The 25330-nt window shown below is 41.7% G+C and carries 18 protein-coding genes and 1 tRNA gene; 11 read left to right on the plus strand and 8 right to left on the minus strand.

What is annotated here, in order from left to right; genetic code table 11:
- Positions 1–26 precede the first annotated feature (26 nt).
- Together DB520_RS02420 and DB520_RS02425 are read left to right on the plus strand one after the other, a co-directional pair.
- Positions 27–4217, plus strand: coding sequence for a hybrid sensor histidine kinase/response regulator transcription factor (locus DB520_RS02420; RefSeq protein ID WP_114748054.1), 4191 nt, complete (start codon positions 27–29; stop codon positions 4215–4217).
- Entirely contained in the window at positions 4198–4524 is a 327-nt protein-coding gene (locus tag DB520_RS02425; RefSeq protein ID WP_198675220.1) for an EthD family reductase, read from the plus strand. The genes DB520_RS02420 and DB520_RS02425 overlap by 20 nt, the downstream gene beginning before the upstream one ends.
- Before the next feature lie 32 nt (positions 4525–4556).
- Here the strand turns inward: DB520_RS02425 and DB520_RS02430 are convergent, their stop codons facing one another.
- The gene (locus DB520_RS02430; RefSeq protein ID WP_114748055.1) at positions 4557–7106 is read right to left on the minus strand and encodes a TonB-dependent receptor; all 2550 of its coding nucleotides are present in this window, start codon (positions 7104–7106) and stop codon (positions 4557–4559) included.
- A gap of 694 nt (positions 7107–7800) precedes the next feature.
- On the opposite strand from DB520_RS02430, the gene DB520_RS02435 reads away from it, so the two are divergent.
- Both DB520_RS02435 and DB520_RS02440 read left to right on the plus strand, forming a co-directional pair.
- Entirely contained in the window at positions 7801–9183 is a 1383-nt protein-coding gene (locus DB520_RS02435) for an FAD-binding oxidoreductase (protein ID WP_114748056.1), read from the plus strand.
- A 71-nt stretch (positions 9184–9254) separates the two neighbouring features.
- Positions 9255–10133, plus strand: a complete 879-nt coding sequence (locus DB520_RS02440) for an SDR family oxidoreductase (RefSeq protein ID WP_114748057.1) — start codon at positions 9255–9257, stop codon at positions 10131–10133.
- Positions 10134–10327: 194 nt separating this feature from the next.
- Here the strand turns inward: DB520_RS02440 and DB520_RS02445 are convergent, their stop codons facing one another.
- The 3 genes from DB520_RS02445 to DB520_RS26455 form a co-directional block, all read right to left on the minus strand.
- The gene (locus tag DB520_RS02445; protein WP_232834802.1) at positions 10328–10636 is read right to left on the minus strand and encodes a VOC family protein; all 309 of its coding nucleotides are present in this window, start codon (positions 10634–10636) and stop codon (positions 10328–10330) included.
- A gap of 2 nt (positions 10637–10638) precedes the next feature.
- Positions 10639–10869, minus strand: a complete 231-nt coding sequence (locus tag DB520_RS27150) for a hypothetical protein (RefSeq protein WP_232834803.1) — start codon at positions 10867–10869, stop codon at positions 10639–10641.
- A gap of 113 nt (positions 10870–10982) precedes the next feature.
- Complete coding sequence (locus tag DB520_RS26455; protein ID WP_157971904.1) at positions 10983–11126, minus strand: hypothetical protein; 144 nt, start codon at positions 11124–11126, stop codon at positions 10983–10985.
- On the opposite strand from DB520_RS26455, the gene DB520_RS27590 reads away from it, so the two are divergent.
- Positions 11127–11246, plus strand: a complete 120-nt coding sequence (locus DB520_RS27590) for a hypothetical protein (protein ID WP_114748059.1) — start codon at positions 11127–11129, stop codon at positions 11244–11246.
- A gap of 169 nt (positions 11247–11415) precedes the next feature.
- Here DB520_RS27590 and DB520_RS02455 read toward each other — a convergent pair whose 3' ends face one another.
- The gene (locus tag DB520_RS02455; RefSeq protein WP_114748060.1) at positions 11416–12207 is read right to left on the minus strand and encodes a hypothetical protein; all 792 of its coding nucleotides are present in this window, start codon (positions 12205–12207) and stop codon (positions 11416–11418) included.
- A 346-nt stretch (positions 12208–12553) separates the two neighbouring features.
- On the opposite strand from DB520_RS02455, the gene DB520_RS02460 reads away from it, so the two are divergent.
- Positions 12554–13918 (plus strand): serine hydrolase domain-containing protein, encoded by a 1365-nt coding sequence (locus tag DB520_RS02460; RefSeq protein WP_157971905.1) that lies wholly within the window; start codon positions 12554–12556, stop codon positions 13916–13918.
- Between the two features lie 317 nt (positions 13919–14235).
- Here the strand turns inward: DB520_RS02460 and DB520_RS02465 are convergent, their stop codons facing one another.
- Together DB520_RS02465 and DB520_RS02470 are read right to left on the minus strand one after the other, a co-directional pair.
- Positions 14236–16707 carry an outer membrane beta-barrel family protein gene (locus tag DB520_RS02465; RefSeq protein WP_114748062.1) on the minus strand — a complete coding sequence of 824 codons (2472 nt, stop codon included), beginning with the start codon at positions 16705–16707 and terminating at the stop codon, positions 14236–14238.
- Positions 16708–17303: 596 nt separating this feature from the next.
- Positions 17304–18551 (minus strand): TolB-like translocation protein, encoded by a 1248-nt coding sequence (locus tag DB520_RS02470; protein ID WP_114748063.1) that lies wholly within the window; start codon positions 18549–18551, stop codon positions 17304–17306.
- Positions 18552–19149: 598 nt separating this feature from the next.
- On the opposite strand from DB520_RS02470, the gene DB520_RS02475 reads away from it, so the two are divergent.
- Positions 19150–19587 (plus strand): hypothetical protein, encoded by a 438-nt coding sequence (locus DB520_RS02475; RefSeq protein ID WP_114748064.1) that lies wholly within the window; start codon positions 19150–19152, stop codon positions 19585–19587.
- A 44-nt stretch (positions 19588–19631) separates the two neighbouring features.
- Positions 19632–20060, plus strand: coding sequence for a hypothetical protein (locus tag DB520_RS02480; RefSeq protein WP_114748065.1), 429 nt, complete (start codon positions 19632–19634; stop codon positions 20058–20060).
- Positions 20061–20135: 75 nt separating this feature from the next.
- Here DB520_RS02480 and DB520_RS02485 read toward each other — a convergent pair whose 3' ends face one another.
- Entirely contained in the window at positions 20136–21488 is a 1353-nt protein-coding gene (locus DB520_RS02485; protein ID WP_114748066.1) for a DEAD/DEAH box helicase, read from the minus strand.
- Between the two features lie 49 nt (positions 21489–21537).
- Here DB520_RS02485 and DB520_RS02490 point away from each other — a divergent pair, with 49 nt between their 5' ends.
- The 3 genes from DB520_RS02490 (at position 21538) to DB520_RS02500 (ending at position 25327) form a co-directional block, all read left to right on the plus strand.
- Positions 21538–22881: a dihydroorotase gene (locus DB520_RS02490; RefSeq protein WP_114748748.1), complete on the plus strand. Its 1344-nt coding sequence runs from the start codon at positions 21538–21540 to the stop codon at positions 22879–22881.
- Between the two features lie 77 nt (positions 22882–22958).
- Positions 22959–23034: transfer RNA gene (locus DB520_RS02495), tRNA-His, on the plus strand.
- Positions 23035–23410: 376 nt separating this feature from the next.
- The gene (locus DB520_RS02500) at positions 23411–25327 is read left to right on the plus strand and encodes an amylo-alpha-1,6-glucosidase (RefSeq protein ID WP_114748067.1); all 1917 of its coding nucleotides are present in this window, start codon (positions 23411–23413) and stop codon (positions 25325–25327) included.
- Positions 25328–25330: the final 3 nt, after the last annotated feature.

The following is a 25330-nucleotide window of genomic DNA, read 5'->3' on the forward strand; positions in this document are numbered from 1 at the left end:
TTGTAATACAAACCACTGTTTATCAGATGGGAAGGATTATTTTCATATGGTTTTTTGGAGTCACAACATCCATGGTGCCATCCGCCCTAATTGCCCAAAATGAAGACCTGATTTTTCAGCGTTTCTCTATACAGGAAGGATTGAGCCATAACAGTGTACTCAGCATAATTCAAGATCGGAGAGGATTTATCTGGATTGCTACCTATGATGGCCTGAACCGTTTTGATGGGTATCAGTTCAAAGAATATAATCATGATTATCAGGATACTACTTCCATCTCCCAAAATCTATCCATGGCTTTGCATGAAGACAGTGAGGGTCGGATTTGGGTAGGTACAGCTGGTTTGGGTCTGTGCCATTTTGATCCCCAAACGGATAAATTTACCAGGTACTCCACCACATTTGAAGAAAATGGGGAGTATAAGGAAGTACCCACTATAAGTACAATTCAGGAAGATTTAGACGGGAATATATGGTTTGGTTCCGTAAATGGCTTGTTTAAAATAGGGCCGGATAGTAAAAGGCCATTGCTGTTTTCTTTGGGGTCAAATAGGCCCGTAATTAACAGTTTAACATTGGACGCTTCAGGAAATGTTTGGGTAGGAACCTTTGGAGAGGGTCTATTCAAAATTCCTTATGGTGACAACTCATCCTATATTCAATGGAAACATGACCTCGAAGTCCAGGAAAGCATAGCAAGTGACAATGTAATGGCTGTATTTGAAGATCATCAAGGGACATTTTGGATTGGATACATAGGTGGGATGGATAGTTTAGACCGAAATACCGGTGATTTTATACATTTCAGGCATAACCCGGATGATCCCAATTCACTAAGTTCAGATATCCTAAATACCAGAGCCATTACTGAAGACAAATGGGGGAACCTGTGGATTGGGACCGCCAATGGGCTCAATAAACTGAATAAGGAAAGAACGGTTTTTACCCGTTATCATTCAGATCCCAATAATCCTCATTCTATAGGAAGTAACGACATCCACGCAGTTTTGCTTGACAATATGGGGAACCTGTGGCTGGGGACGGTCAATGGGGGTGTAAGTTTATCCAATCTGCAACCAAGGGAGTTTTACCTGCTTCAAAACGAGCCGGATAACCCCAATTCTTTAAGCAGTAATATGGTAAGGGCGATTTTTGAAGACAAGGATGAAATGCTTTGGATTGGTACGGAGGGAGGAGGGTTGAATAAATATAATCGGAAAGATGGAACTTTTACCCATTATAAACATGAACCTGATAATCCGAAAAGTCTTTTAAATAATCTCGTCAGCTCGGTTTTGGAAGACAGTAAGGGGAATTTTTGGATAGGTTACGGGGGAAATAATTTTTACGTTAATAATGGAGGGGTGACCAAAATAGATAGCTCATCAAATAGTTTTATTCATTTTGACATTCAAGCTTCAAAAATTTCCGGAGAAGGAGATAGGGATGTGGTTTCAATTTTTGAAGATAAAAGCGGTACCATTTGGCTCATTACACAAAATGGACTAAAAAGATTTTCACCGGGGACAGAATCTTGGGATCATTTTTTACACAGCACATCAAATCCGGAGGGAATCAGTGATTTTTGGTGTTACGCTATTTTTGAAGACAGTAGGGATGATTTATGGATAGGGACAGGGGCCAAGGCTTTGAATAGAATGGATAAAAAAAGAGAAGGTATTTTCCATCATTTCATCGCCGACCAAAATCTTTCTAATGGTCTGAGCAGTCATTCGATCAGGCATATTGTTGAAGACCGTCAGGGTTATTTATGGTTTGCTACGAGTGGAGGCGGATTATGCCAATATGATCCAAAAACTGAATATTTCACACCATATACCCAAAATGATGGGCTCCCTAGTAATACCATCAACCGGATTGAAATAGATGAATTGGGTAAATTTTGGATGAGTACTAATAAAGGAATTTGCCGGTTTGACCCTATCAGCAAGGAAGTGCAAAGTTTTGACCTTGGATATGGTTCTTTAAAACACCACTTCACAACGGGCTATTTTAACGCGGGATCTAGTACAAAAGGGAAGGACGGCACCTTGTATTTCGGGGGAAGTGATGGTGTGGTTTATTTCCATCCTCAGAAAATCAAGGCTGCTCCAAATCCAGCCCCTGTGGTGCTGACCCAGTTCAATATATTTGACAAGCCAGTTTCAGAATGGGATGAATCAATGAATATCATTCTTCCGCACCATCAAAATTTTATTTCCATGGAATTTGCAGCTTTGAGTTTTGTCAATGCCCATAACAACAAGTATGCATACTTTTTGGAAAATTTTGATCAGGATTGGATTTACTCCGATGACCGCAGATTTGTCAGCTACACCAACCTGAGTCCCGGTGAGTATACTTTCAGGGTAAAAGCAGCTAACTATGACGGGGTTTGGAGCGAGTCAGGAATCAACTTGAATCTAACCATACTCCCCCCCTGGTGGAGGACATGGTGGGCTTATCTTCTTTTTATGCTGCTGGCTGTTACGGCCTTTTATTGGATGAGGCGAAGCATCATACATTGGGAAAGGCTAAACTCCGACCTGAAATTGCAACGGATTGAAGCAGAGAAAATGCATGAACTGGACCAGGCAAAGTCTGCCTTCTTTGCCAATATCTCCCATGAGTTTAGAACACCGCTGACCTTGATATCAGGCACAGTGGATACCCTAAAAAAAAAGGAGGGGAAATCAAGCAGCAGAACTGAGGCCTATGAACTTATCGAAAGGAATGCCTCCAAACTGTTGCACCTGATCCATCAGTTACTGGACTTTTCCAAACTGGAATCCGGCAAGCTCAAAGTTGAGGCTATGCCCGGGAGCATCACGGATTTTCTCGAGCATTTGACAGGATCCTTTGTTTCATTGTTTGAGAGGAGGAAAATTTATTTCCAATCCGAGTTGCCGGAGGATGAGGTATTCGCCTATTTCGATGCTTCAAAACTGGAAATGATCTTTTCCAACCTCTTGTCTAATGCCTATAAATTCACTCCTGAAGGAGGGGAAGTTGTTTTCATGGCCGATTTGGAGTCAGAAGGGGACAGCCACCTAAAATTAACAGTTAGGGTAAAGGATACCGGAATTGGAATCCCAAAAGACAAACTGGATCATATTTTTGATCGCTTTTATCAGGAGGAATCTTCTACTACCAGAACCTACGAGGGAACTGGAATCGGCCTTTCCCTTGTAAAGGAAGTTGTCGGTCTGATGGGTGGGGAAGTATCGCTAATTAGCACTAAGGGCAAAGGGTCAATTTTTAAGGTGGAACTGCCTTTGAAAAGAATAGCTCTAAATGAACTGAATCAGAAACAGTACAAGCGTGTAGTTAAGCGTTCATTCAGCATGGACCATCCTCAGCATTTGGACCGCAAAACCCCAAACCAATCTGTAACAACTGTATCGGACAAGCCCAAGATTTTGTTGGTGGAGGATAATATGGATCTGAAGAATTTTATAAAGGGTCATTTACAGGATGATTATTTGGTAGCAGAAGCAGATAATGGTTTAACAGGATATGATACTGCCCTCGACACCATCCCTGATTTGATCGTCAGTGATGTAATGATGCCCATAATGGATGGGATATGCTTATGTGAGAAGCTTAAGCATGAAGACCGAACCAGCCATATTCCAATCATCCTGCTTACGGCTAGGGCAGACATGGAAAGTAGGTTAGAGGGATTGGGTTTAGGGGCGGATGATTACCTGACCAAACCTTTTAAAATAGAGGAATTAATGGCCAGGATCAGCAACTTGCTAGAGTCAAGAAGGAAATTAAGGGAAAAATACAGCAATGCGATTTCCCTGGATCCTAAAGAACTTTCGGTGACATCTGTGGAGGAGAGATTTGTTCAGAAGCTGTTGGACATTATGGAAAAACACTATACTGACCCCAAGTTTGATGTGGAGACCTTAGGGAAAGAATTAGGTATGAGCAGAACCAACCTCTACCGTAAGCTCAAGGCCATCATCAACCAGCATCCTACGGAATTTATTCAGACGTTTAGGCTCAAAAAAGCTGTGTTGCTGTTAAAAAACAATTATGGAAATATCAGTGATGTGGCCTATGGTATAGGCTTTAACAGTCTCACCTATTTTACAAGGCTATTTAAAAAATATTATGGCATGACACCATCAGATTACATTCAGCAATTTTCAGAAAACAAATTTCCAACCCAATCAAAACTCCAAAACTATGAAAAAGGGAATGATTAAACTCAGCGTATTATACCCAAACGGAGAGGGTAAAACATTTGATATGGATTATTATCGAGACAAGCATATTCAGTTGGTAGGACGATTATTGGGCGACCACCTCAAAGGGGTTGCTGTGGAGACTGGACTGGCGGGTTTGGGTGAACCAGATACCCCCGCACCTTATATTGTTTGTGGTCATTTATACTTTGACTCCATGTCGGATTTGCAGAAGTCTGTAAGCGCAAATCTTGATCAGATGGTTGGTGATATCCCGAATTTCACCAATATCCAGCCAGTGGTCCAGGTTGCTGAGGTGGTGATGTGAAAAAACAGCGGTTTATTCAGATTTCAAAATTATCAATTCGTTTCAAGACGTCTTTGCAGTTCTTCAGATCCGGATTTTATCTTCACGCCACGTAGTTTTTTGTTGCCAAAACTCCGGGTATAATTTAGCCGAATAGCTTGCATATGCCAGTCTGCCACAAATGAGTTCGTTACATTATATTCAGGAATAGAGGTATTAAAACGCCAAATATTGTTATAAAAAATGTCATCAAAGGTCAATCTTAATGTGCCCTTATTCTGGTTGAGTGTTTTTTGAAAACCGATATTCAGGTTGCCGATGGGCTCAAAAAGCCACATTCCCCAGTTCATTTTTGATTGATACATGCCTGTAATTTCGGTGGAAAAATTATGGGGTAACTTAATGTTACTTGTCACATTTGCCGTAAAGTTGAAAAAATCATTACTTTCATTCACTTTGAGATGAGCCGTCCTTAATTTGTTATAAAAACCACCTGAATTCAATTGGACATCCCACCAATCGTTTATGATCCATGGAATATTGAGATTGATGCTGTAGATCTTGTGATAATCCAAATTCTGGGACCGGAAAAACTGCCTCTTGTTAATAGAATCGAGTTCTGGTTGCAAAGCACCAATGGGGTTTTTCGTATGGCTGTATTCTAAAGATATATTGGCTCTTCTAAAATTAATGTCGGTTTTTATACCATCAATAAAGGCAGGCAATAGGGCAGGATTCCCTGAAATAAATGTATTGGGATCCACGAAAAACACAAAGGGTGCCAGGTCATTGAAAGTCGGTCTTTGAATTCTTTTGGAGAAGCCCAAATTGAGGTTCAGGTTATCATTAATAGTCTTTCTATAAAAAAGGCTGGGGAAAAAGTTGCCGAAATCCCGATTTACAACCATTCCTTGAGCCGCTGTCCTTACAAAAGTGCGGGTATTTTCAAATCTAATCCCCCCGTTAACCTGATTGCTTTCGTTGATCATCCATTCTGCAGCCATATATCCGGCCAATATATCTTCTTCCAAAAATGCCAAAACAGATAGTTCTTCATTTCTGAACGTAGATCCGTTTTGGGTAAAAAGGACTTCCACATCATTTTCGAAATTTGAGAATGTCCCCTTAACGCCAGCCTCAAATTTGAATGCATCAGAGGGTTGAAAGCTGTAATCCAATCCTGCCACTTTCATATGGATAGGCGTTGTTTTGATCATATCGATCATTTCAGCAGTAGAGAGGTTGTTTTCGGGGTAATGGAAGTCAAGCTGATAATCTGATGGATTGTGGTGTTTGGACAGATTATAATCCAGGTCCAGCCTTAGGGTGCTTTTGTTATTGACTCTATGGATAAAATGGATATTTGAAGTAAAATGGTTCCAAAGATTCAGCTCCTCAATTTTGATCGTACCATACCTTGAAGAATCCGCTGTAATTTTATTGTCAAAAACTGAGGAAGCAAACATGTGATGTTTTCTCTGAAAGCCTGATACAATCGTCCCTATCCTGGTATTGCTGCTTAGATCCCATTCCAAACCTGTCCGAAAGCTTTGTGTGGTCAGTTGGTAGGGCCTGTCCATAATGGAAGCAAAGCTGGATGTAAAATCAGGGTTGTCAATTCTAAAACTGTTCTCAAATACCTGAATGTTGTGGTCATGGAGGATTTGATAATCCACAAAAAACGAGAATTTGTTTTTCCGGTGGTTGAGATTAAAGTTGGTTCCCAAGGTTTCCCTGGCGTTCATCCCTGCGGTTAATCCAAAGTTTCCATTCGTTCCAAAATCTTCACTTTCTGCCATGATTAAATGAATAATTCCACCTATACCTTCGGCATCGTATTTGGCAGGGGGATTAGTGATCAGTTCAATTTTTTCTATATTGGCCGCGCTCATGCCATCCAACATCTGGAAAACCACCCCTATAGGCAATCTTTGGATCCTGTTGTTAATCATGATGGTCACGCCTTCTTTGCCGTTCAGCAGAATGGCGTTGCTTTGCCTGTTGACCATTACCCCCGGTGATTTCTGAAGCACTTCCAATACCGTATTGCCTGCTGATGTGATGCTCGATTGTACATTGATGACCATTCGATCAATCTTCATTTCATAAAGCGGAAGTTGGGCCGTCACTTGGATTTCCTCCAGTTCATCCTCTGATTCTACAAGGCTGATCGGTGGCAGGTTAATTAGAGCATTGGCTTCAATACTTAAGTGTCCCCAGTATTTTTTATACCCGATCATGGCTACGCTAAGCATATATCCTGCTTTGTCCAATTCATCAAAATAAAAGCTCCCATTTTCATCTGAAACTGCTCCTTTTATCAACAAGGAATCGGTGGGAGACAACAACACTACATTGGCATAAGCAATAGGATTTCCTGAAAAATCTTCGATTTTTCCTTTGATGCCACCCTGGCCGTTCACTTCAATAATGGAGGACAACGCTGTAATTATCAGTAAAAACCCCACTTTAGATACTCCATAGAAAGTCGCAAAGATTTCAAAAAAACCATTTTCCAAGGAGAAATTATTGAATGTGCTCTTCTTACATAGTAATTGTTTGGAAAAGTCTAATTTAGATTTGTTGGATTCAAGCTGTTTCATAGCCAATCAATTAAATAAATGGACAAAAACTTTAATTTAATTTTTCAGACTTTGTGAAAGGGAAGCGGGTTTTAAACGAGGTCTAATTCGACAGTTGGATGTCTGGGTCCTAAGATCAAGTTTAAACGCCCATTTAGCTTTGTGGCATAAGCCAAATTTAGAAAACGAATCATAGGTAGGCTTACACACCCGTTCCAAAAAATAGTACATTTGATTCATGTTCATTTCTAAGGAACAATGGTTTCAATTTTTGAGAAATACGTACCAATAGGTGCGGTTTGAGAAGGTATCTTTATGACAATAATATCAAAGAAAAAGGGATAAAATCCACTTGGTACTTTTAATACACTATTTATACATCCAAAATCAAAACTATGAAAAAGGGAATGGTTTAAATCTTACAAGACCTGTTTTGCTTTTTGAAAATGGTGTTGATTTTTGAAACCTTGTAAAACTTCCACGGCAATAAAATCCCCGGTCGCAATTATTTCAATGCCCAACCAGTAATATAAATTTACAATATGAGTCCTGTTCTCACCATTGGAAAAATCAATCCAAACGGATACTTCAGGTTGTCACCATTGTACGATAATTTGAAACATATGTACTAACTGTCTCATGGGTAAATTTAATAAGTTTACTAGATAAGACTTTTTGCAGTTTTCAAACCATTTCCGACATAACTTTAAATCCCATGGTCACTACAACAAAAAAATCCCAAGTTACCAACCCATTATTAACCTGGAAAAAATTGAGAAGCACATTGACTGGTACGCTAATATTGCCCGATTCAGAAAAGTATGATGAATCAAGGGCGATTTGGAATGGCATGATTGACCGGAAGCCTGCCTGTATTGTCCAATGTGCTGATGTCAATGATGTTGTAACCGCTGTAAAATTTGCCAGAAAGCAGGGATTATTGGTTGCCGTAAAAGGCGGGGGACATAATGCTGCTGGATTCGCAATGTGTGATGACGGTATAGTCATAGACCTTTCCAATATGAAAACCCTTGAAGTAGATCCTAAAACAAAAACCGCGATTGCCCAACCCGGGGTGCTGTGGGGAGAGTTTGATGCTGCTACTCAACAACATGGCTTGGCTGTCACCGGTGGAGCAGTTTCCACCACGGGAATCGCAGGTCTTACATTGGGAGGGGGAGTTGGCTGGTTGATGGGAAAATATGGAGCAACCTGTGATAATTTACGCTCTGCTGAAATTGTAACTGCAGAAGGTAAGATTTTGAAGGCTAGCCCCGAGGAAAACCCCGATCTTTTTTGGGCTATTAGGGGTGGCGGGGGAAATTTCGGGATTGTGACCTCCTTTGAATTTCAGTTGCATACGGTAGGAACAATCATTGGAGGCATGGTACTTCACCCTATGGAGAAAATCGAAGAAGTGCTGAAATTTTTCCGCACCTTCACACAAAATGCCCCGGATGAATTAACGGCTTATGCTTTCACTATGACAAGTCCTGAAGGTATGCAAATGGCCGGCATAGCTTTGTGCTATTGTGGAGAAGACCTTAACGAGGGTGAAAAACTGATAGCGCCTCTGCGTGAATTTGGCCCGCCTTTGGCTGACCTGATCGGACCCATGCCCTATCTTCAACAGCAGTCCATGCTCGACGCAACGGTTCCCCACGGGCAATTCAGCTATTGGAAGGCAAACCAACTTACTTCTTTGTCTGATGAAGCCATAGAAATTTTCAAAACCCAGGCTCCATCGGCTACTTCTCCCCGGACCATGGTGCTTATTGAACACCACCATGGAGCGATCAATAATGTAACTCCTGATGCAACTGCTTTTAGCCAAAGAAGATCTCCTTATGACTTTGTAATCATCTCCTTATGGGATCAACCTGAGGAATCAGAAATTCATATCAAATGGACCAGGGATTTCTTTGAGGCAATGAAACCATTCTTCAGTGCTGGTGTGTATGTAAACACACTTTTTAATGACGAGGGGTCGGATAGGGTCAAGTCCGCTTACGGTGACAATTACAATCGGTTAAGAGAATTGAAACGAAAATATGATCCCAATAACTTCTTCAGATGGAATAACAACATTGTCCCTTAGCAAGGGATACCTGAATGGAACATTACATTTAATTTTAAATAAAATTACTATAACCCAAACTTAGAATAACCATGAAAACTGTATTGATTACCGGAACAAACAGGGGAATAGGAATGGAAGCTGCTCTAGCCGTAGGCAGAGCGGGACACAAAGTATTCGCAACTACTCGGAACCCGGAAAAAGCTTTCAACCTTAAGCAACAAATCAAGGATGAATCCTTGGACATCCACCTTTATAAAATGGACGTTGATTCTGATGAGTCGGTCAGTCAGTGCATCAATACCATTATACGGGACCATGGTAGTATTGATGTACTTGTAAACAATGCTGGAATTGTTCGGCATGGGTCTATTGAGGAATTACCACTGGCTAAATTTAAAGCTGTAATGGATACTAATTATTTTGGTGCGATCCGGTGTATAAAGGCTGTTCTGCCTTCCATGCGGAAAAATAAAAGTGGCTGTATTATAAACGTAAGCTCCATGGCTGGTAAAATTTCCTTAAGCCCACTTGGCCCCTATTGTGCAAGTAAATTTGCACTAGAAGCCATGACCGAGGCTTTGGCACAAGAGTTAAAACCATTTAATGTACGGGTATCTTTAATAGAGCCAGGTATCATCAACACTGATATGGCTCATGAAATTGGTCAAAATGAGCAATCATTGTACCCCCAGGTTAGGCGTATAGGGCATTTTTGGGACACATCCCTACAATCCCCCGTGCCACCCTCATTGGTCGCTGACAAAATTTTGGAGGCAATTGAAAGCAGTTCCTGGCAACTCAGGTATCCTGTGGGGCCGGATGCGGAACCCTTCTGGAGTTGGAGGACATCCATGGACGATGAGCAATGGGTGGATTGGAACGCCCAGGAGGATAAAGAATGGTATAGTGCCGTAGAATCCACATTTGGGATGAATTGCAGACCCGGGGAATTGGAAAAGGAAAAGTAAATTGAACCAGACCCTTGAGGTTTCCAAAACCTCGAGGGTCTTTCCTGAGTCGAGAACGGAAAACCTTCGGGGATCCATAAACCCCAAAGGTTATTGACCTTTAAGATCTCCCAAACCTCGTCTTTATATATCGTGAGCATAAAAAACCGAGGAGGCAAAATTTCCAAATGAATTTTTGTGGTATACCTTAAGCATTAATAATTCCCCGTATTGAGTTGTTCTAAAAGCTGATTGCCGGCTTCTGTCAACCCAATTATCTCCGTTGCCACACCTATTTCTTTGTATGTATCAAAATAAGCAACTCTAGCAACAGGTAAAACCAGGCTCTGAATTATCCTGTAACCTTTGTTCTTCAACTGAGAAACGGCATCATCAAATTCCGCAACTTGCACCATATAGGCGATATGCTGTATACCACCATGCTTATGTTGGTCCAGAAAATCGGTATAAATACTTTTGCCCGAAACCGGCTGGATCAACTCCAGCATGGTACCTCCGGACATGGTCAAGTAAAGGTGAAACTCAAAATCGGCAGGTTGTCCATTAGTCCAATATAAGTACCTTCCAATTCCTGGGATCGTAAATTTTCCATTTTCAGGAAAGGGGGAACGCCCATTGTCTCCTGAAAAAATTTTGCTGATTCCTCAATATCCGGAACCACCCAGGCCACTTGACCAAAACGCTTTCCGAATAAGGTGGTATGCGGTTCTGTCTTTGTTACTGTTTCTTCTTTCATGGCTATTTGGATTAATAATGTGCGTTAAAGCTAAAAAAATAGCTTCATGTGTAGTTAGTACTTAGGTTTCAATTGTTGAAACAGAGGTTACAATGCCTTGTTAAGTTTCATCCTTATGCAATGCCTTTGTCAGAATGGAGTCTGTATTTATGATTTGCGGTGAGTCCGCTGGCAATGCCGCAGCCTAGGCCGTCAACGAATACTTCCTCCCATTCCTCAAGTCGCTTGACAGGAAATACAGAAACAGGAAACTTCATATGATCGTGGATAATTATTCTGACCAAAAGGATAAGAGTGTCAAAAAGAGGTTTGAGAAAAAGCGGAAAATACAGGTACATTATATGCCGACCTACTCATCGTGGCTAAACCAAGGTTAAGGAAAAACGAAGCGTTGCGGGTTCCCTCTCCCTAACCACCCGGCAATCCCAATTCATGAAATCAATTAGGTCTTGACGCTTACCTGGTTTAACTACCACTCGAAATAATATAGCATACATCCTCTAACAAAAGAAGATAACCTTAACAACTTCCCCCCAAGGCAGGCCATTACTTTTTAACTTTTGCTTTTTTAGATCCTTTTGGATTTACCTTTTGAAAAACATCGTCAAAAGTTAAAGTTTGTTTCTCTTTGGTATTGGTGGCATACCCGTTCCAGTACATTTTATCACCGTCTACCTTTTGGTCAATGACCACTTCATTGAACTGAATAGCGGGATTAGATGAAAATTCAATTTTTGAATATATTTTATTCCCATTGATCTTATAGGTTCCGCCTATGAAATTTTCAAACTTGCCATCCCTATGACTCATGCGCACCCAATGTGTTGGAGTGATGATTTGAAACCTGGTTGCAGTAGCATTGGTATGGGATTCTTTGGTGCCATCGGGGAGGATGTAAGAAGAAGATAACTGATCCCAGGTTCCCACAGAGGGATTGCTTTCGTAGGAATTGCCGCTATTGACTTTGAACCAAATTTCGTCGATGGGCACTATGGTACCATCTGCTAAGGTTAATGTTCCTTTTTGATGAAATTTATCCCCATCAATCTTACATGTGAAATTTGTCTTTACATTCTCATTATCCTCCCAGGAAGCTGTCTCAATATATTCCACATATTTGTTTCCGCTTAAGGTATATGTTCCACCATGAGAATGCATAAACTCAGATCCATTTTGATTTTGACTTTCGGCATACACCATCCAATACGTTGGCGTGATAATTTTTACTGACCTGATCGAGTCATTCTTGTATTCCCAAGTACCAATTAAGTCATGTTGGGCAAACAGTTGAAAATTCGAAAATGCAAAGAGTGCGAAAACAGAAATCCACGTTTTCATAATGTTTTATTTTAGGTTGAAAATAATTCCAGTATATCAAACCTCGTGATTTTAAAGAAATTTCAGTCGCACATATGTTCCCTAGGAAAATAAAGAAGGCGCTTTAACTATCCATTGAACAAAATGAAACAATTGTATGATGATTTGGGACAAGTGTACTAACTGGTATATGAGTTTATTGGAGAGCTTTAGAGGTGAGTTATTCTGTCATTTAAAATCATTTATCCATAACCAAAAAGTAATGTGTTGAGGACTGTGAGGGAAAATCATTCTTGGTATTTTAATACCTTGATGTGCAGTTAAAAATGCAATATTTCAGGTTTAGGTAATTGAATCTGGATTTTTATTGGGTATAGAAATAGGTGGTAGCGTTCAGTCCCATATTGTTGGATCAACATCAAATGAAGGATATATGTGTGGATCTTTTATTAATTTAAGGATTTTAGTGGTTCGGGCAGTAGCCAAGCACTATAGGACACTCACCTTGGCCTTGGCGGTGGTGGTTAGTGCTACCTTGGTCACTTATGGCCAAGGGCTACCGGTTGCTCCGCCGCAGGATCTCGATCTCTCACCGATGGCACTGGCTCGCATCACACCAGCAATGCAAGCCTATCTTGACTCTGGGAAATATGCGGGTGCTGTGCTGGTTATCGCCCGCCATGGCAAGATAGGATACAGTCAGTCGATAGGTTTCATGAATCTCGAAAAGAAGATCCCTATGCGAACCGATGCAGTGTTCCGCATTGCCTCAATGACAAAACCAATTATTGCCGCTGCTATTCTGAAACTGGTAGACAAAGGCAAGGTTCGTCTTGATAGTCCAGTGGCTAAATATATCCCGGCCTTTGCTGACTTGCAAGTGGGCAGTGGTGGCGAATCAATGAGAGCTTCTCATAGGCTAATGAATGTTGAGGACTTGCTCACGCACACCTCGGGGCTCCTAGGTTTCGGTACACCTGGCCATCGTAAAGCCTTAGACACCCTAAGTCACCCTGAACGAACGCTAAATGAATATGTAGACATCATTGCAAAGATGCCATTGACATCTTCCCCCGGAGAAAAATGGGATTACAGCAACATAGGCTACGAAGTACTCGGACGGATAATTGAAATTGCTTCAGGCTTGCCGCTGGACCGTTATCTTAATGAGGAGATTTTTACCCCACTGGGTATGCAGGAAACATCCTTTCATTTCAAGCCTACGATGGAGGGGCGAATTCCCCTGGTATACTCCCAAGAAATGAACGGCACGATCCTTCCCCTTCCACAGTTCGGGTTGGACAACTACCTGCCAACAAATCAATTCTTGTCGGGAGGGGGAGGACTCCTTTCTACAGCTGCTGACTACATACGCTTCTCACAAATGTTGCTGAACGGTGGCCAGCTAGATGGCAAGCGCATACTCTCACATGAAAGCGTAACCTCTATGATGCGTAATCATCTTGAACCTTCGTTGACACCTATTATTACACCGATATTTGATCATCAAGGATATGGTTATGGACTTGGAGGGGCGGTTCTTGTTGATCCCACGCTCTCCGGTGAGTTAGGCTCAACAGGTATCTTCCGCTGGGTGGGAAGTGTGAGCACGTTCTTCTGGATTGATCAAAAGGAGGATCTAATAGCTCTGTTGTTAACACAATCTCGTACGGGCGGCTACCAGATGGAGCGTTCCTTTCAGCAACTTGTGTATGAGGCAATCTTGCGGTAACAACCCACTCAAAAGCTGGTTTTTGAAAGCCGAATCTTTACAAATCTGGGACGGAAATGGCTAGAAACAACTCTATCTCAGATGTAAATTTGACGTGGGCATTTAAACAGGTGTTAAGGGTGATGCCTCCCTAAATTTATTATTTAATTGCAATGGATGTAAGATTTTGCATAGCGTATCATTTCGGTTTTTGGTTTGTATTTCCATTTTTAGCTAAAGTTACCCTGTGGGGAGAAGAAAGTATTGTAAAAATGCGCACAAATTGATTTACCTTTCCAGATACCCGATGAGTTGCTTGGGTTGCAATAGGTTGGCCATTATTTTACACCCACCCTGGTCCTGTCTTCTTCAGATCCGGATTTGATATTCACAGCCTTTAACTTCCTGTTTCCAAAATTCCGGGTATAGGTCAGCCGTATCGCCCTTATGTTCAATCTTAATATTAAATCCAAATCAACCCTCGGATCTCCCATACTGGATCCAATTATCACGTGATTGGTACTAAGGATATCTGTGGCGTTTAGCCGGAATGTGCCTTTTTCCCCGTCGAGTTTTTTCTGAATACCCACATTGAGGGAGCCGAAGGGCCGCCTCTTCCACATTCCCATTAGTTGGGTGGATTGATAATTTCCCGACACTTCCACTGCATAGCCTCTGTTTAGGTTGAAGTTTGAGGCCATGTCCAGGTTAAGGACATACAAACCCTGGGTGTTCTCCCCGGGTGCTACCCAAATCTTCTGATGCATAATGGTCGTGTTCGACTGTATATCCCACCAGTCTGTAATGATCCAGGGAACGGATAGGATCAGACTGGAAATCCGCATATGGTCCATGTTCTGGGAACGGATTACCTGAAGGTTGTTTATAGGATCAAATTCAGGTTGAAAATTTGCAATATGGTTTTTAATTTGGCTGTAATCCAATGTAATGATGGCTCTTCGTAACGTAAAATCCACTTTTACACCTTCCGAAATGGCAGGCCAGAGCGCCGGGTTTCCGGAAAAATAGGTATTGGGATCGACAATTAGCACAAAGGGTGCCAGGTCATTGTAGGTGGGACGGGTAATCCGTTTTGAATACCCAAAATAAACTTCCTTTTCCTCACCAAGTTTTCTTTTTACAAATAAACTGGGAAAAAAATTGCCGTAATTCCTGTATATTTTTTCGTTATCCAACTCCGATTCTATGTCGGTCACGGTATGCTCATACCTGATCCCTGCATTAATTTGGGTTTTTTCGTTCATTTCCCAATTCGCTGTGGCATATCCGGCTGAAATGTTTTCCCTCATAGTGGCCTCCATGGACAAGTGGGGGACCATTTTTCGGCTACCGTTTTCCGTTTCGAAAACCTCTACATTATTATTGAATTGGGAAGCCGTATATTTTAAACCCGTTTCCAGTTCCAAACGCTCCGATTGAACAATCGAATAATCAATCTTGCTAATCTTCATCCCAATTGGGGTAGATTTGTTGACCTCAATTGTGCTGGAACTGGAAAAACCCAGCCCTAAAAAGTGAAAATCATTGAAATAATCGGCCGGGTTCATGTTATCATACCATAGCCAATCGAAGTCCATACGAAGCTGACTGTTTGGATTGGGACGGTGGATGAAATGGATATTGGAAGTAAGGCTCCTCCATCTATCGAACCTGATGGAACTGATGTTCAACTTCATACTGGAGTCGGCGGTGAACGTGTTTCTTCCCTCTACGGTGGAATGCGTATCAAACAATCTTTCATACAATGTCACCAAGGCGCCGATTTCCGATTTCTCACCCAATGTATACCCCATGCCCGCCCTAAGGTTTTGAACAGTCAATTGGAAGGGTCTGTCTGAAAATGAATGGAAACTGGAAACAAAACCCGGTTGATAAACATCCATCGAATTAATGAGTTTTTGCCGGTTTTGATCCTGTAAAATGGAATAGCTGGCAAAAAAAGAGGATTTTTGGGTTCTTCTGTTGAAGTCAAGATTGGCTCCCAGGATCTTTCCCTGGTTGCTTCCCGCTGCCAACCCAAAGTTTCCATTGCTGCCAAAATCCGGATGCTCGGCCATCACGATATGGATGATGCCGCCTGTTCCCTCAGCATCATATTTGGCAGGTGGATTGGAGATAAGTTCTATTTTTTCAACGTTGGCAGCACTCAATCCGTCCAGCATCTGCAAGGCCGCATCTATGGGCAACCGGATAAGGTTATCGTTGATCATCACCATTACACCGCTTTTCCCATTCAGTGTCACCGTGTAGTTATGCTGATTGACCATCACGCCCGGAGACCTGGAAAGGACTTCAAGAACCGTACCTCCTGCGGCCGTGATGGTTTCCTGTACATTCACCACCAAACGGTCGATCTGTTTTTCATATAATGGCTTTTTGGCCGTTACAGTGATTTCATCCAGTTCATCTTCTGTTTCCATCAGGGTGATGGCTTGCAGATCAATAGGAGTATTGGCTTTAACCGTTAAATGGTCCCAGTACTTTCTATAGCCGATCATGGCTACGCTAAGCATATAGTCGGCGTTGTCCAGTTCATCAAAATAAAAGCTACCATCCTCTTCAGAAACAGCCCCTTTTACCATCAAAGAATCCATAGGGGATAATAATAGCACATTAGCATAGGGAAGGGGGTTTCCCAGATTATCTAAAATTTTCCCATTGACCCGGGATTGGGCAGCAATTTCTGAATGGGCAAATACCCCGACTAATAAAAATAAGTGTGCAGCCAGGATCTTTTTGAAAAACCAGGGGGCAACTACTTCCAACAAATTTTTCAGTTTCTTTTCCATTAGTCCTGTAAGGTAAGAGGCAGGTGTTTCTTAAAAACTCCTGTTCATCAAAGTCCGGGTATAGGGTAAGTACCTGGCATTCATTTCAAAATTAAAAAATGAATCAAAGAAGTACTGGCACAGATGTTCCAAAAAATTGAACATTTGATACATGCCAATTACCTTAGTGAACCACCATTGTCTGTCGTTCCTCTTCCGAAGCAGACTCAATCTTCACTGCCTTCGGCTTTTTATTCCCGGAAGGCCTTGTATAATTTAGCATAATTGTTCTTAGTCTAAAAAAAATCAATATATGTATGCAATGGTGGTTCCAGAAAATGGGTTTCCACCAAAAGATTATTGGTATTGAGTAAGACGGTGACCGCCAACCTTAAAGTTCCCTTTTTATCCTTCAGTTTCCTTTGTAATCCCAGGTTCAAGGAACCAACGGGTCGATATCTCCAGAGTCCAATATTCCTGTTGGACTGGAAAAAGCCTTCCTATCACAAACTTAGTAGTACCTCCATCTGGATTAAGTGTGTTGTTATAGGTTGAGGGAATCGGAATCAAAATTTTATATTTTAATTTTCACCTACTGTCAAAACAGTCAAAAAAAATTAAAGAGCCAAGGAGAAAACCCGGTGGCTGTTGTGAAAAAATAGATTTTTCCCTCCAGCAGACCAGGTAAGCCTAGAGCCTTTAATACTTTGGAAATCCTCCCCAAGAGGGGTTCCTGTCATCTGCTTAGTGCTTCCATCGGATAGATCAGCAAGCCATACTTCGGATATACCGCTTTTCTCTCCCAAAAAGGCCAGCTTATTTTCCATGTCATGAGGTGTAAAGGACGGCATAGCACCCTGGAAAGAAAAAGGAAGAGCATGCAAATCTGCCGATCCATTTTGGCCTAATTCATACACTTTAATGGTTTCTATTTGACTACCAAAGGAACTAAATGAGATGGCCAACTTTTCTCCGGAACCATTTAAGCTCAAACGAATTGGGGGAGATTCAAAAGATTCAGAAAGAACCTTTTGGGATCTTGATTCAAAATCCATCTCTACAAGCCCCCTTGGTTCACCTACACCCCTACTAAATAAAGCCAAAAAACCAGTATTTTCCCTATTGAAAACAGGGGACTGGTAGTTTTCATCCTCAGCACCGAAATAAACAATTTCACCATTATCAATATCCAATAAACCTACCTGTACAGGCCGTTCATGAAATGGAAGTTCCAAATAATTTATGTCGGAAACAAATAACAGCTTCCTCCCTTCTTTGTCCCATTGGGGGGATCGACCTCGCAATAGGATGAATTTTGGAGCTGTATTCGATAACTCGTCATCCTCCGGTCGAAAAACTAAGATGGACCTATAGCTATTATGGTAGGCTTCCACTGCCAAAAATTGCTGATTCGGGTCAAAAACTGCCGAAAAAAAATTCTCGTGATGCTTATATACTTCCTGTACTAGGGGCGGTTCACCCACCATAATCTGTGCTTCAAGGATATTGATCCTCACATTTCCCGAGAAAATCTCTAGCCGGAAGAGATAAGCTTGTCCATTAATTAAGTTTCTTATTTCATGGTTGAAGGTTCGTTGTTGGAAATATCCCATTAATGTTTTTTCCTCATCCTCTACTAGATAAAGCTCAAATCGGGTGGGTTGGACTACATGGGTGGGGCAAAAATTACAAATGTACATCTGTTCAGCCCAAAACAAGCTTACTGATGCATCCTGGGGAATTCCATAAAAATAGTATGGGGCAACAAATTGATTTGCAGTCATTATTTCCTCCTTATCCCCACAAGCAGAAATAAAAGTCAGCCAAACTAAAAGTAAAACCCACCTTCTAATAATCTTCACCATTACTCCTTATTTTTGAGAATAATAAGTTTCGTCTAATACCTAGACGTAAATATCCTTATTTCTGCTACATTTTCCTCAAAATACACATGCAACACATCCCAGCCATTTTGTAGTACAAATCACAAAAAGGAATGGTGAAATGGGTGCTTTTGATGGAAAGGAAAGGCACCTGGAATCAATGCCTATTATTTCAGGTCTTTTAAGGATATCGGCAGCCTTGATAGGGGAAAACGGACTAACTTGGTGTGGATTTGCCAAAACCCCATTTAGGAATATCGCCAATCCCTATTTATGAATAGGGAATAAAAATCGGAAAAGTGTGTAAAAAAATAATATTTTCTTATGGCCTTATCAGGCAGTTGACAAACAATTTTGGATGCAATAAAGTTATAAAATTTATTTAAATTGTAAAATTCAAATATAACCATATTTAATTTGTTTTGTAGTGAATTTTTTTTGTTACATTAAAATATATTTTGTTACATGATTTTAATATTTGATATAAGTTGGTATAGGTATTGCAATTAAACCTATTGAAAATATTGATCAAATAATGAGAATAACGATCTCATTTTCAAAAACTAAACCAACTATTACAATGAAAAAGTTAGCGTATTTAATGATGGCCTCCGGCTTGATTTTCTTTGGAGCATGTGAACCTAACCGAGATCGTGCCACAGCAGATGAAAATGTGCTGAACGAAAGAAGGGATGATACTAGAGGTGCCCCAGGAGACACCCTTGATCAGCCTCAAAGACAAAACCCCGCAGTGGGTGAGGATTTGAGAGAAGGTAACGTCCCGGATGTAAACGAAGGACAAAGAGCAGAAGGTCATGCCATGGAGGGAATTCCTTCCAATCTCAGGCAAAAAATCGACAGGGATGCGTCTGAAAATGACAGGAAAATCCTGAACAGTAGGCCAATTACCCATGGTGGGGTAAAGCACTATGAACTTACCTACCTAGAAAAAGACGGCAACCAAACCAAAATCACCTATGACGAGAAGGGTGATGAAGTGGACGATAATGAAGAATAAAATCAAATCCTAAATAAATTTTCTAACAAAAACCAACTATTATTATGAAAAAGCTAATGTTATCTTTGGCCGTATGCGGAATGTTCGGATTCACAGCCATACAAGCAAATGCGCTGGTATTGCCAGCCAACACAGATTCAATTTATCAGGATGATGAAAAAATCGATCCTGATGATTTGCCAGAGCAAGTAAAGGAGTCCATTAAAAAGGACGACAAAATGAATAAGAAGAAGATTTCTGAAGCTAGGACGGAGCGCAAAGACAATCAAATGTACTATGTAGTGAAGTTTGAAAAAGATGATGACGGCGAGGAAGTAACCAAAAAATTTGATGCAATGGGAAAAGAAGCCAAAGAAGGCGCCCAACATCAACAACAGAGGCCCGCAGGCCAACAAACCAGCCCTGCGCAGGGTACCCCGCAACAACAACCTCAACAACAGGGAACACCTGGAACCAACAGGCCAAACCTATAATTTAAAATCGAATTAATTGGGTTTAAATAGATTAGATGTTAATCGTAAAAAGCAGTGGCTGAATAGCCACTGCTTTTATTTTTTCCACTTCCCTTTTTGTTTTAATTGGTTTCGATTTTTCTTGGCTTTTCTTTTCCCTTTACTAAAATTTGTCTTCGGAATGGGTTTAGTCTTGGGTTTTGGTTTCTTTTCGTGAAAACCTCCTTTGAAATCCGGATTCTCTTTTTTCTTCTGTTCGTCTATCTCCCTTTCGTAACCTTGTTGTTCCTCGAAAGGGGTCTTTGTAGATGGAACTTCAAGGGGTATGTCTACCATAGGCACCTGCATACGGATGATTTTTTGGATATGGTCAAAATGGTAGACTTCAGCAGGGTTTACAAAAGTAATGGCCTCCCCCTTGCTATGGGCCCTCCCTGTACGGCCGATACGGTGTACGTAATCCTCGTAGATCAGGGGGACGTCAAAATTCACAACATGGCTGACATCTGTAATATCCAGCCCCCTGGAGGCCACATCTGTAGCTACCAGAATCCGAACCTTACCCTGCTTAAATTGATCCATGGCATTGATGCGGGTGTTTTGCCCTTTGTTCGCATGAATCACTCGGATTTCCTCACTTTCGGTCCTTTCCAAAAACTTGAAAATGGCTTCCGCATTTTTCCGAGACCTTGTAAAGACAATTAGGCGCTGCATTCTTTCGTCTTTAAGCAGGTATGCAAGCAAGTTTATTTTTGTCTTTATGTTAGGAACGAGATAATAAACCTGAGAAACCGTATCTGCAGTGGAAGCCTGGGGGGCGATCTCTACACGCTCCGGAAATTCCAAGAATTCCGAAGAAAGCATTTCCACCTTTTCACTAAAAGTGGCAGAAAAAAGCAGGTTTTGCTTTTTGACGGGTATAACCTCAAGTATGGCTCTAATTTGAGGCAAAAACCCCATATCTAACATTTTGTCAGCTTCGTCAAGAACCATGGTTTTTATGTCCCTTGGGAATATCTCTCCCCTCTTATAGAGATCCATAAAGCGGCCGGGTGTTGCGATGATTAGATCTACACCATTTTGGATACTTTCGATCTGGGTTTTGGGCCCTATTCCACCATAAAGACTCACTATTCGCAAGTCGGTATATCTGCCAAATTTTATTGCTTCCTCTGCAATTTGCATCACCAGCTCCCTGGTAGGTGCCAAAATAAGACCCCTGGGGTGGGTGCCCTGGGCGTATTTCAGTTTAAAGAGTGCGGGCAGAAGATAAGCAGCAGTTTTGCCAGTCCCTGTTTGGGCGATTCCCAAAAGATCATGGCCAGCTAAAACGATGGGAATTGCCTTTTCTTGAATAGGAGTAGGGGTCTGGTAGCCCGCTTCCTTGACAGCCTCCAAAAGTTGTTTGTTGAGTTTAAAATTTTCGAAAGACTGTGTGGTATCGGACATGTTTTTTTAATTTTAGGAGCTGATGAAAAACGAACCAACCCAAGCTGATATGCAGAAAATACTAATCAGGAATGCAAATATAGTGAATGAAGGCAAGATAAACGCCGGAGATGTCTTTATTGAGGATGGGCTGATTTTTGTCGTGGGCGGTAAGTTATCCGGCTACTCTGCCGATATAGAGATTGATGGCACGGGAAAATACCTACTTCCGGGACTAATCGACGACCAAGTGCATTTCAGGGAACCGGGACTTACCCACAAAGCGGACATTTATACCGAAAGCAAAGCCGCCGTGGCCGGGGGGATTACCTCCTATATGGAAATGCCCAATACTGATCCGCAATCCATCACCCTTGACCTTCTAGAAGATAAATATAAACTGGCCTCGGAAAAGAGCTTGGCCAACTACTCCTTTTATATGGGGGCCACCAATGACAATATAGATGAATTGTTGGCGGTAAACCCCAATGAGGTGTGTGGGATCAAGGTATTTCAGGGATCATCCACCGGCAATATGTTGGTGGACAACCCCGAGAGCTTAAAGCGAATCTTCCGGGATTGTGAGTTGTTGATTGCCACTCACAGCGAAAATGATGACATTATTAAGGAAAACCTGGAGAAGTACAAGGCGGAATATGGGGAAGACATCCCTATCCAATTTCATCCCAGAATCAGGTCTGCTGAGGCATGCTATGACGCATCCAAAAAGGTGGTGGACCTTGCCAGGATGTATGGGAGTAAACTGCATGTTCTCCATATCAGCACCAAGGATGAAGTGAAGCTCTTTGACAACACCTTGCCTTTGGAGGAAAAACGGATAACGGCAGAAGCTTGTATCCACCACCTTTGGTTTTCGGACGAGGACTACGAAAGTAAAGGCACCTTGATTAAATGGAACCCAGCCGTGAAAAGCAAATCCGATAGAGAAGGGGTGATGCAAGGTGTGTTGGACAATTTCATTGATGTGATTGCAACCGACCACGCTCCCCACACTTTAAAAGAAAAAGACCAGCCTTATACAAAAGCTCCTTCAGGTGGGCCACTGGTACAGCATGCTTTGGTGGCTTTGCTGGAGCTATATCACGAAAAAAAAATTTCCTTGGAGGAGATCGTACAGAAAACCAGCCACAACGTGTCCACGCTTTTCGAAATCGAAAACAGGGGGTTTATCCGTCCAAGTTACTATGCAGACCTTGTTTTGGTTGACCTGGATGACACATGGGAGGTAAACAGGGAGAATATTTTATATAAGTGCGGATGGTCTCCTTTTGAGCACCAAAGATTTAGGTCTAAGGTAACCCACACTATTGTTTCCGGACACTTAGTGTACGAAAACGGCACATTTGATGAAAGCCAAAAAGGAAGCAGGCTAAAATTTTCAAGAAAACAATAGGGACTATTGCCTGATAAGAAAATGCATACTACCTTTGCAAACCATTAGCAAGGGTACATCCCCTTGACTGTTAAAACGGTGATTGTAGCTCAGTTGGTTAGAGCGCTGGTTTGTGGCACCAGAGGTCGCCGGTTCGAGCCCGGTCTTTCACCCACAGCCCTTTCATTTCCAGGTTTTGAAAGGGTTTTTTTTTGCCTCGCCTAGTCTGCTGTGGCATACTATTTGACATTGAGTTTCAAACTAATTCGACAAACATGTTTACTTTATTTAGTAATTCAAGGAGGTTCCCAACTATCAAGCATGTGAATATCAGGGATGTACATCTATATAAGATGAAATTCGAAGAATCTATTAAGAATTTTGAAGTCTTACAAAAGGAATCCACGAATATTGGCTCCTATTAACTGGATTTGGAGAACAAAATATTGTTCTCCTTTTTTTTTTGCCAAAACCACAACCTTTTTTGTCCGATTATTTTTCTTTCCAATGCTTTCGAGTATTTTTATAAAAACCACAAACTTTTACCTAGATGAGCTATATACATTTCGATAAGACTCAACTGATAAACCTAAATTATTCCCTAGAGAAGGAAATTATTCGGTCTAACAGGTCCGGATCCTATACCAGCACCACTATAATAGGCTGCAACACTCGAAAATATCATGGCTTATTAGTCACCCCCCAGCCTCAAATTGACACCCAATTGCATGTGTTGCTTTCCAACGTACACGAAACCGTTGTACAAAAAGGAGCCAGTTTCAACCTGGGTATTGCCAAATACCCGGGTAACTATTCTCCAAGGGGGCATAAATACATAGAGGATTTTGATTCCGAGCCTATCCCCAAACTTACCTACAGGGTAGGAAACGTGGTATTGGAGAAGGAAATTATTCTGGACACCCATGTGGATAGGGTAAAGATTAAATATACCATGGTGGATGTTTATGTGCCCACGAAAATCCGTATCAATCCTTTTTTGGCCTTTAGAAGCTACCATTCCCTATCCAAGGCAAATGACAGAATCAACAAGGAGGCTGTAAAGGTTAAGCAGGGGATGCAGTTTAAGCTGTATGAGGAATATTACCCGCTTTCGATACAACTGTCGAAACCCAACGAGTTTCATGCCTCCCCGGACTGGTATTATAACATAGAATATATACGGGAAATCGAAAGGGGATACGAATATCAGGAGGATCTATTTGTTCCCGGGTATTTCGAATTCGAAATGGAAAAAGGGGAATCCGTAATATTGTCGGCAGGATTGGAAGACACAGAGCCGGAAAAGCTGATGGAATCCTTCCAAAAAGAAATTGCGCGGAGGATACCCAGGGACAATTTTGAGAATTGCTTGAAGAATTCCGCGGGACAGTTTATCAGCCGCAGAGGAGGGGAAGCCAGGTTGATTGCCGGATATCCCTGGTTCGGATGGTGGGGAAGGGATACTTTTATTGCCCTTCCTGGACTTACCTTGACCATGGGAGACACCCAATCCTTCTTAGAGGTAATGGACACCATGTCCAAGGACCTTATAGGCGGACTCTTCCCCAATGTGGGTAGCGGTGTTATGACCAACATGAACTCCATTGATGCCCCATTATGGTATTTTTGGTCTGTTCAGCAATATTTGATTTATACCGGGGATGAACAGACCATCAAAGAGCGGTACCTGGCCAAACTCAAGGGTATAATTGATGACTTCATCCAAGGTACTGAATTTAACATACATGTACTCGAAAACGGGTTACTCTATGGTGGGCAGGAGGGGGTAGCATTGACATGGATGGATGCGGTAACCCATGATGGCCCTGTGACCCAACGAAAAGGCTGCCCTGTTGAGATCAATGCCCTATGGTACAACGCCTTGTGCTTTTATAATCAACTTACCGGTGATGAGGAGGTAAAGGCCCTCTCGGAGAAATTAAAGTCCGCATTTGTGAAAGAGTTTTGGGACGATAAAAAAAGGTACCTGGCCGACGTGGTGGATGGAGAGGAAAAGGATTGGGCCATAAGGCCAAATATGGTTTTTAGTACCTCATTGCCTTACAGCCCACTAAATGATGAGCAAAAGTCTGAGGTACTGGAAATGGTACAGAGCCACCTGCTAACCCCTAGGGGGCTGAGGACATTGGCTCCTGACGATCCAGGTTACAAGGGTTATTATATGGGAAACCAATATGAAAGGGATAATGCATATCACCAAGGAACAGTCTGGCCTTGGCTGATGGGGCATTTTGCAGAAGGGTACCTGAAGCTGCATGGCAAATCAGGGAAAAAGTTCGTGGAAAATATGATCAGTAATTTCGATGGAGTGATGACTCAATATGGAGTGGGGACAGTTGCTGAGATATATGACGGTGAACCACCGCATAGGCCTAAAGGAGCCATTTCGCAAGCTTGGAGTGTGGGTGAGCTATTAAGGATGAAATATTTAGTGAGCAAAATTTAAATT

It is taken from the genome of Pleomorphovibrio marinus (assembly GCF_003347495.1).
GTDB lineage: Bacteria > Bacteroidota > Bacteroidia > Cytophagales > Cyclobacteriaceae > Pleomorphovibrio > Pleomorphovibrio marinus.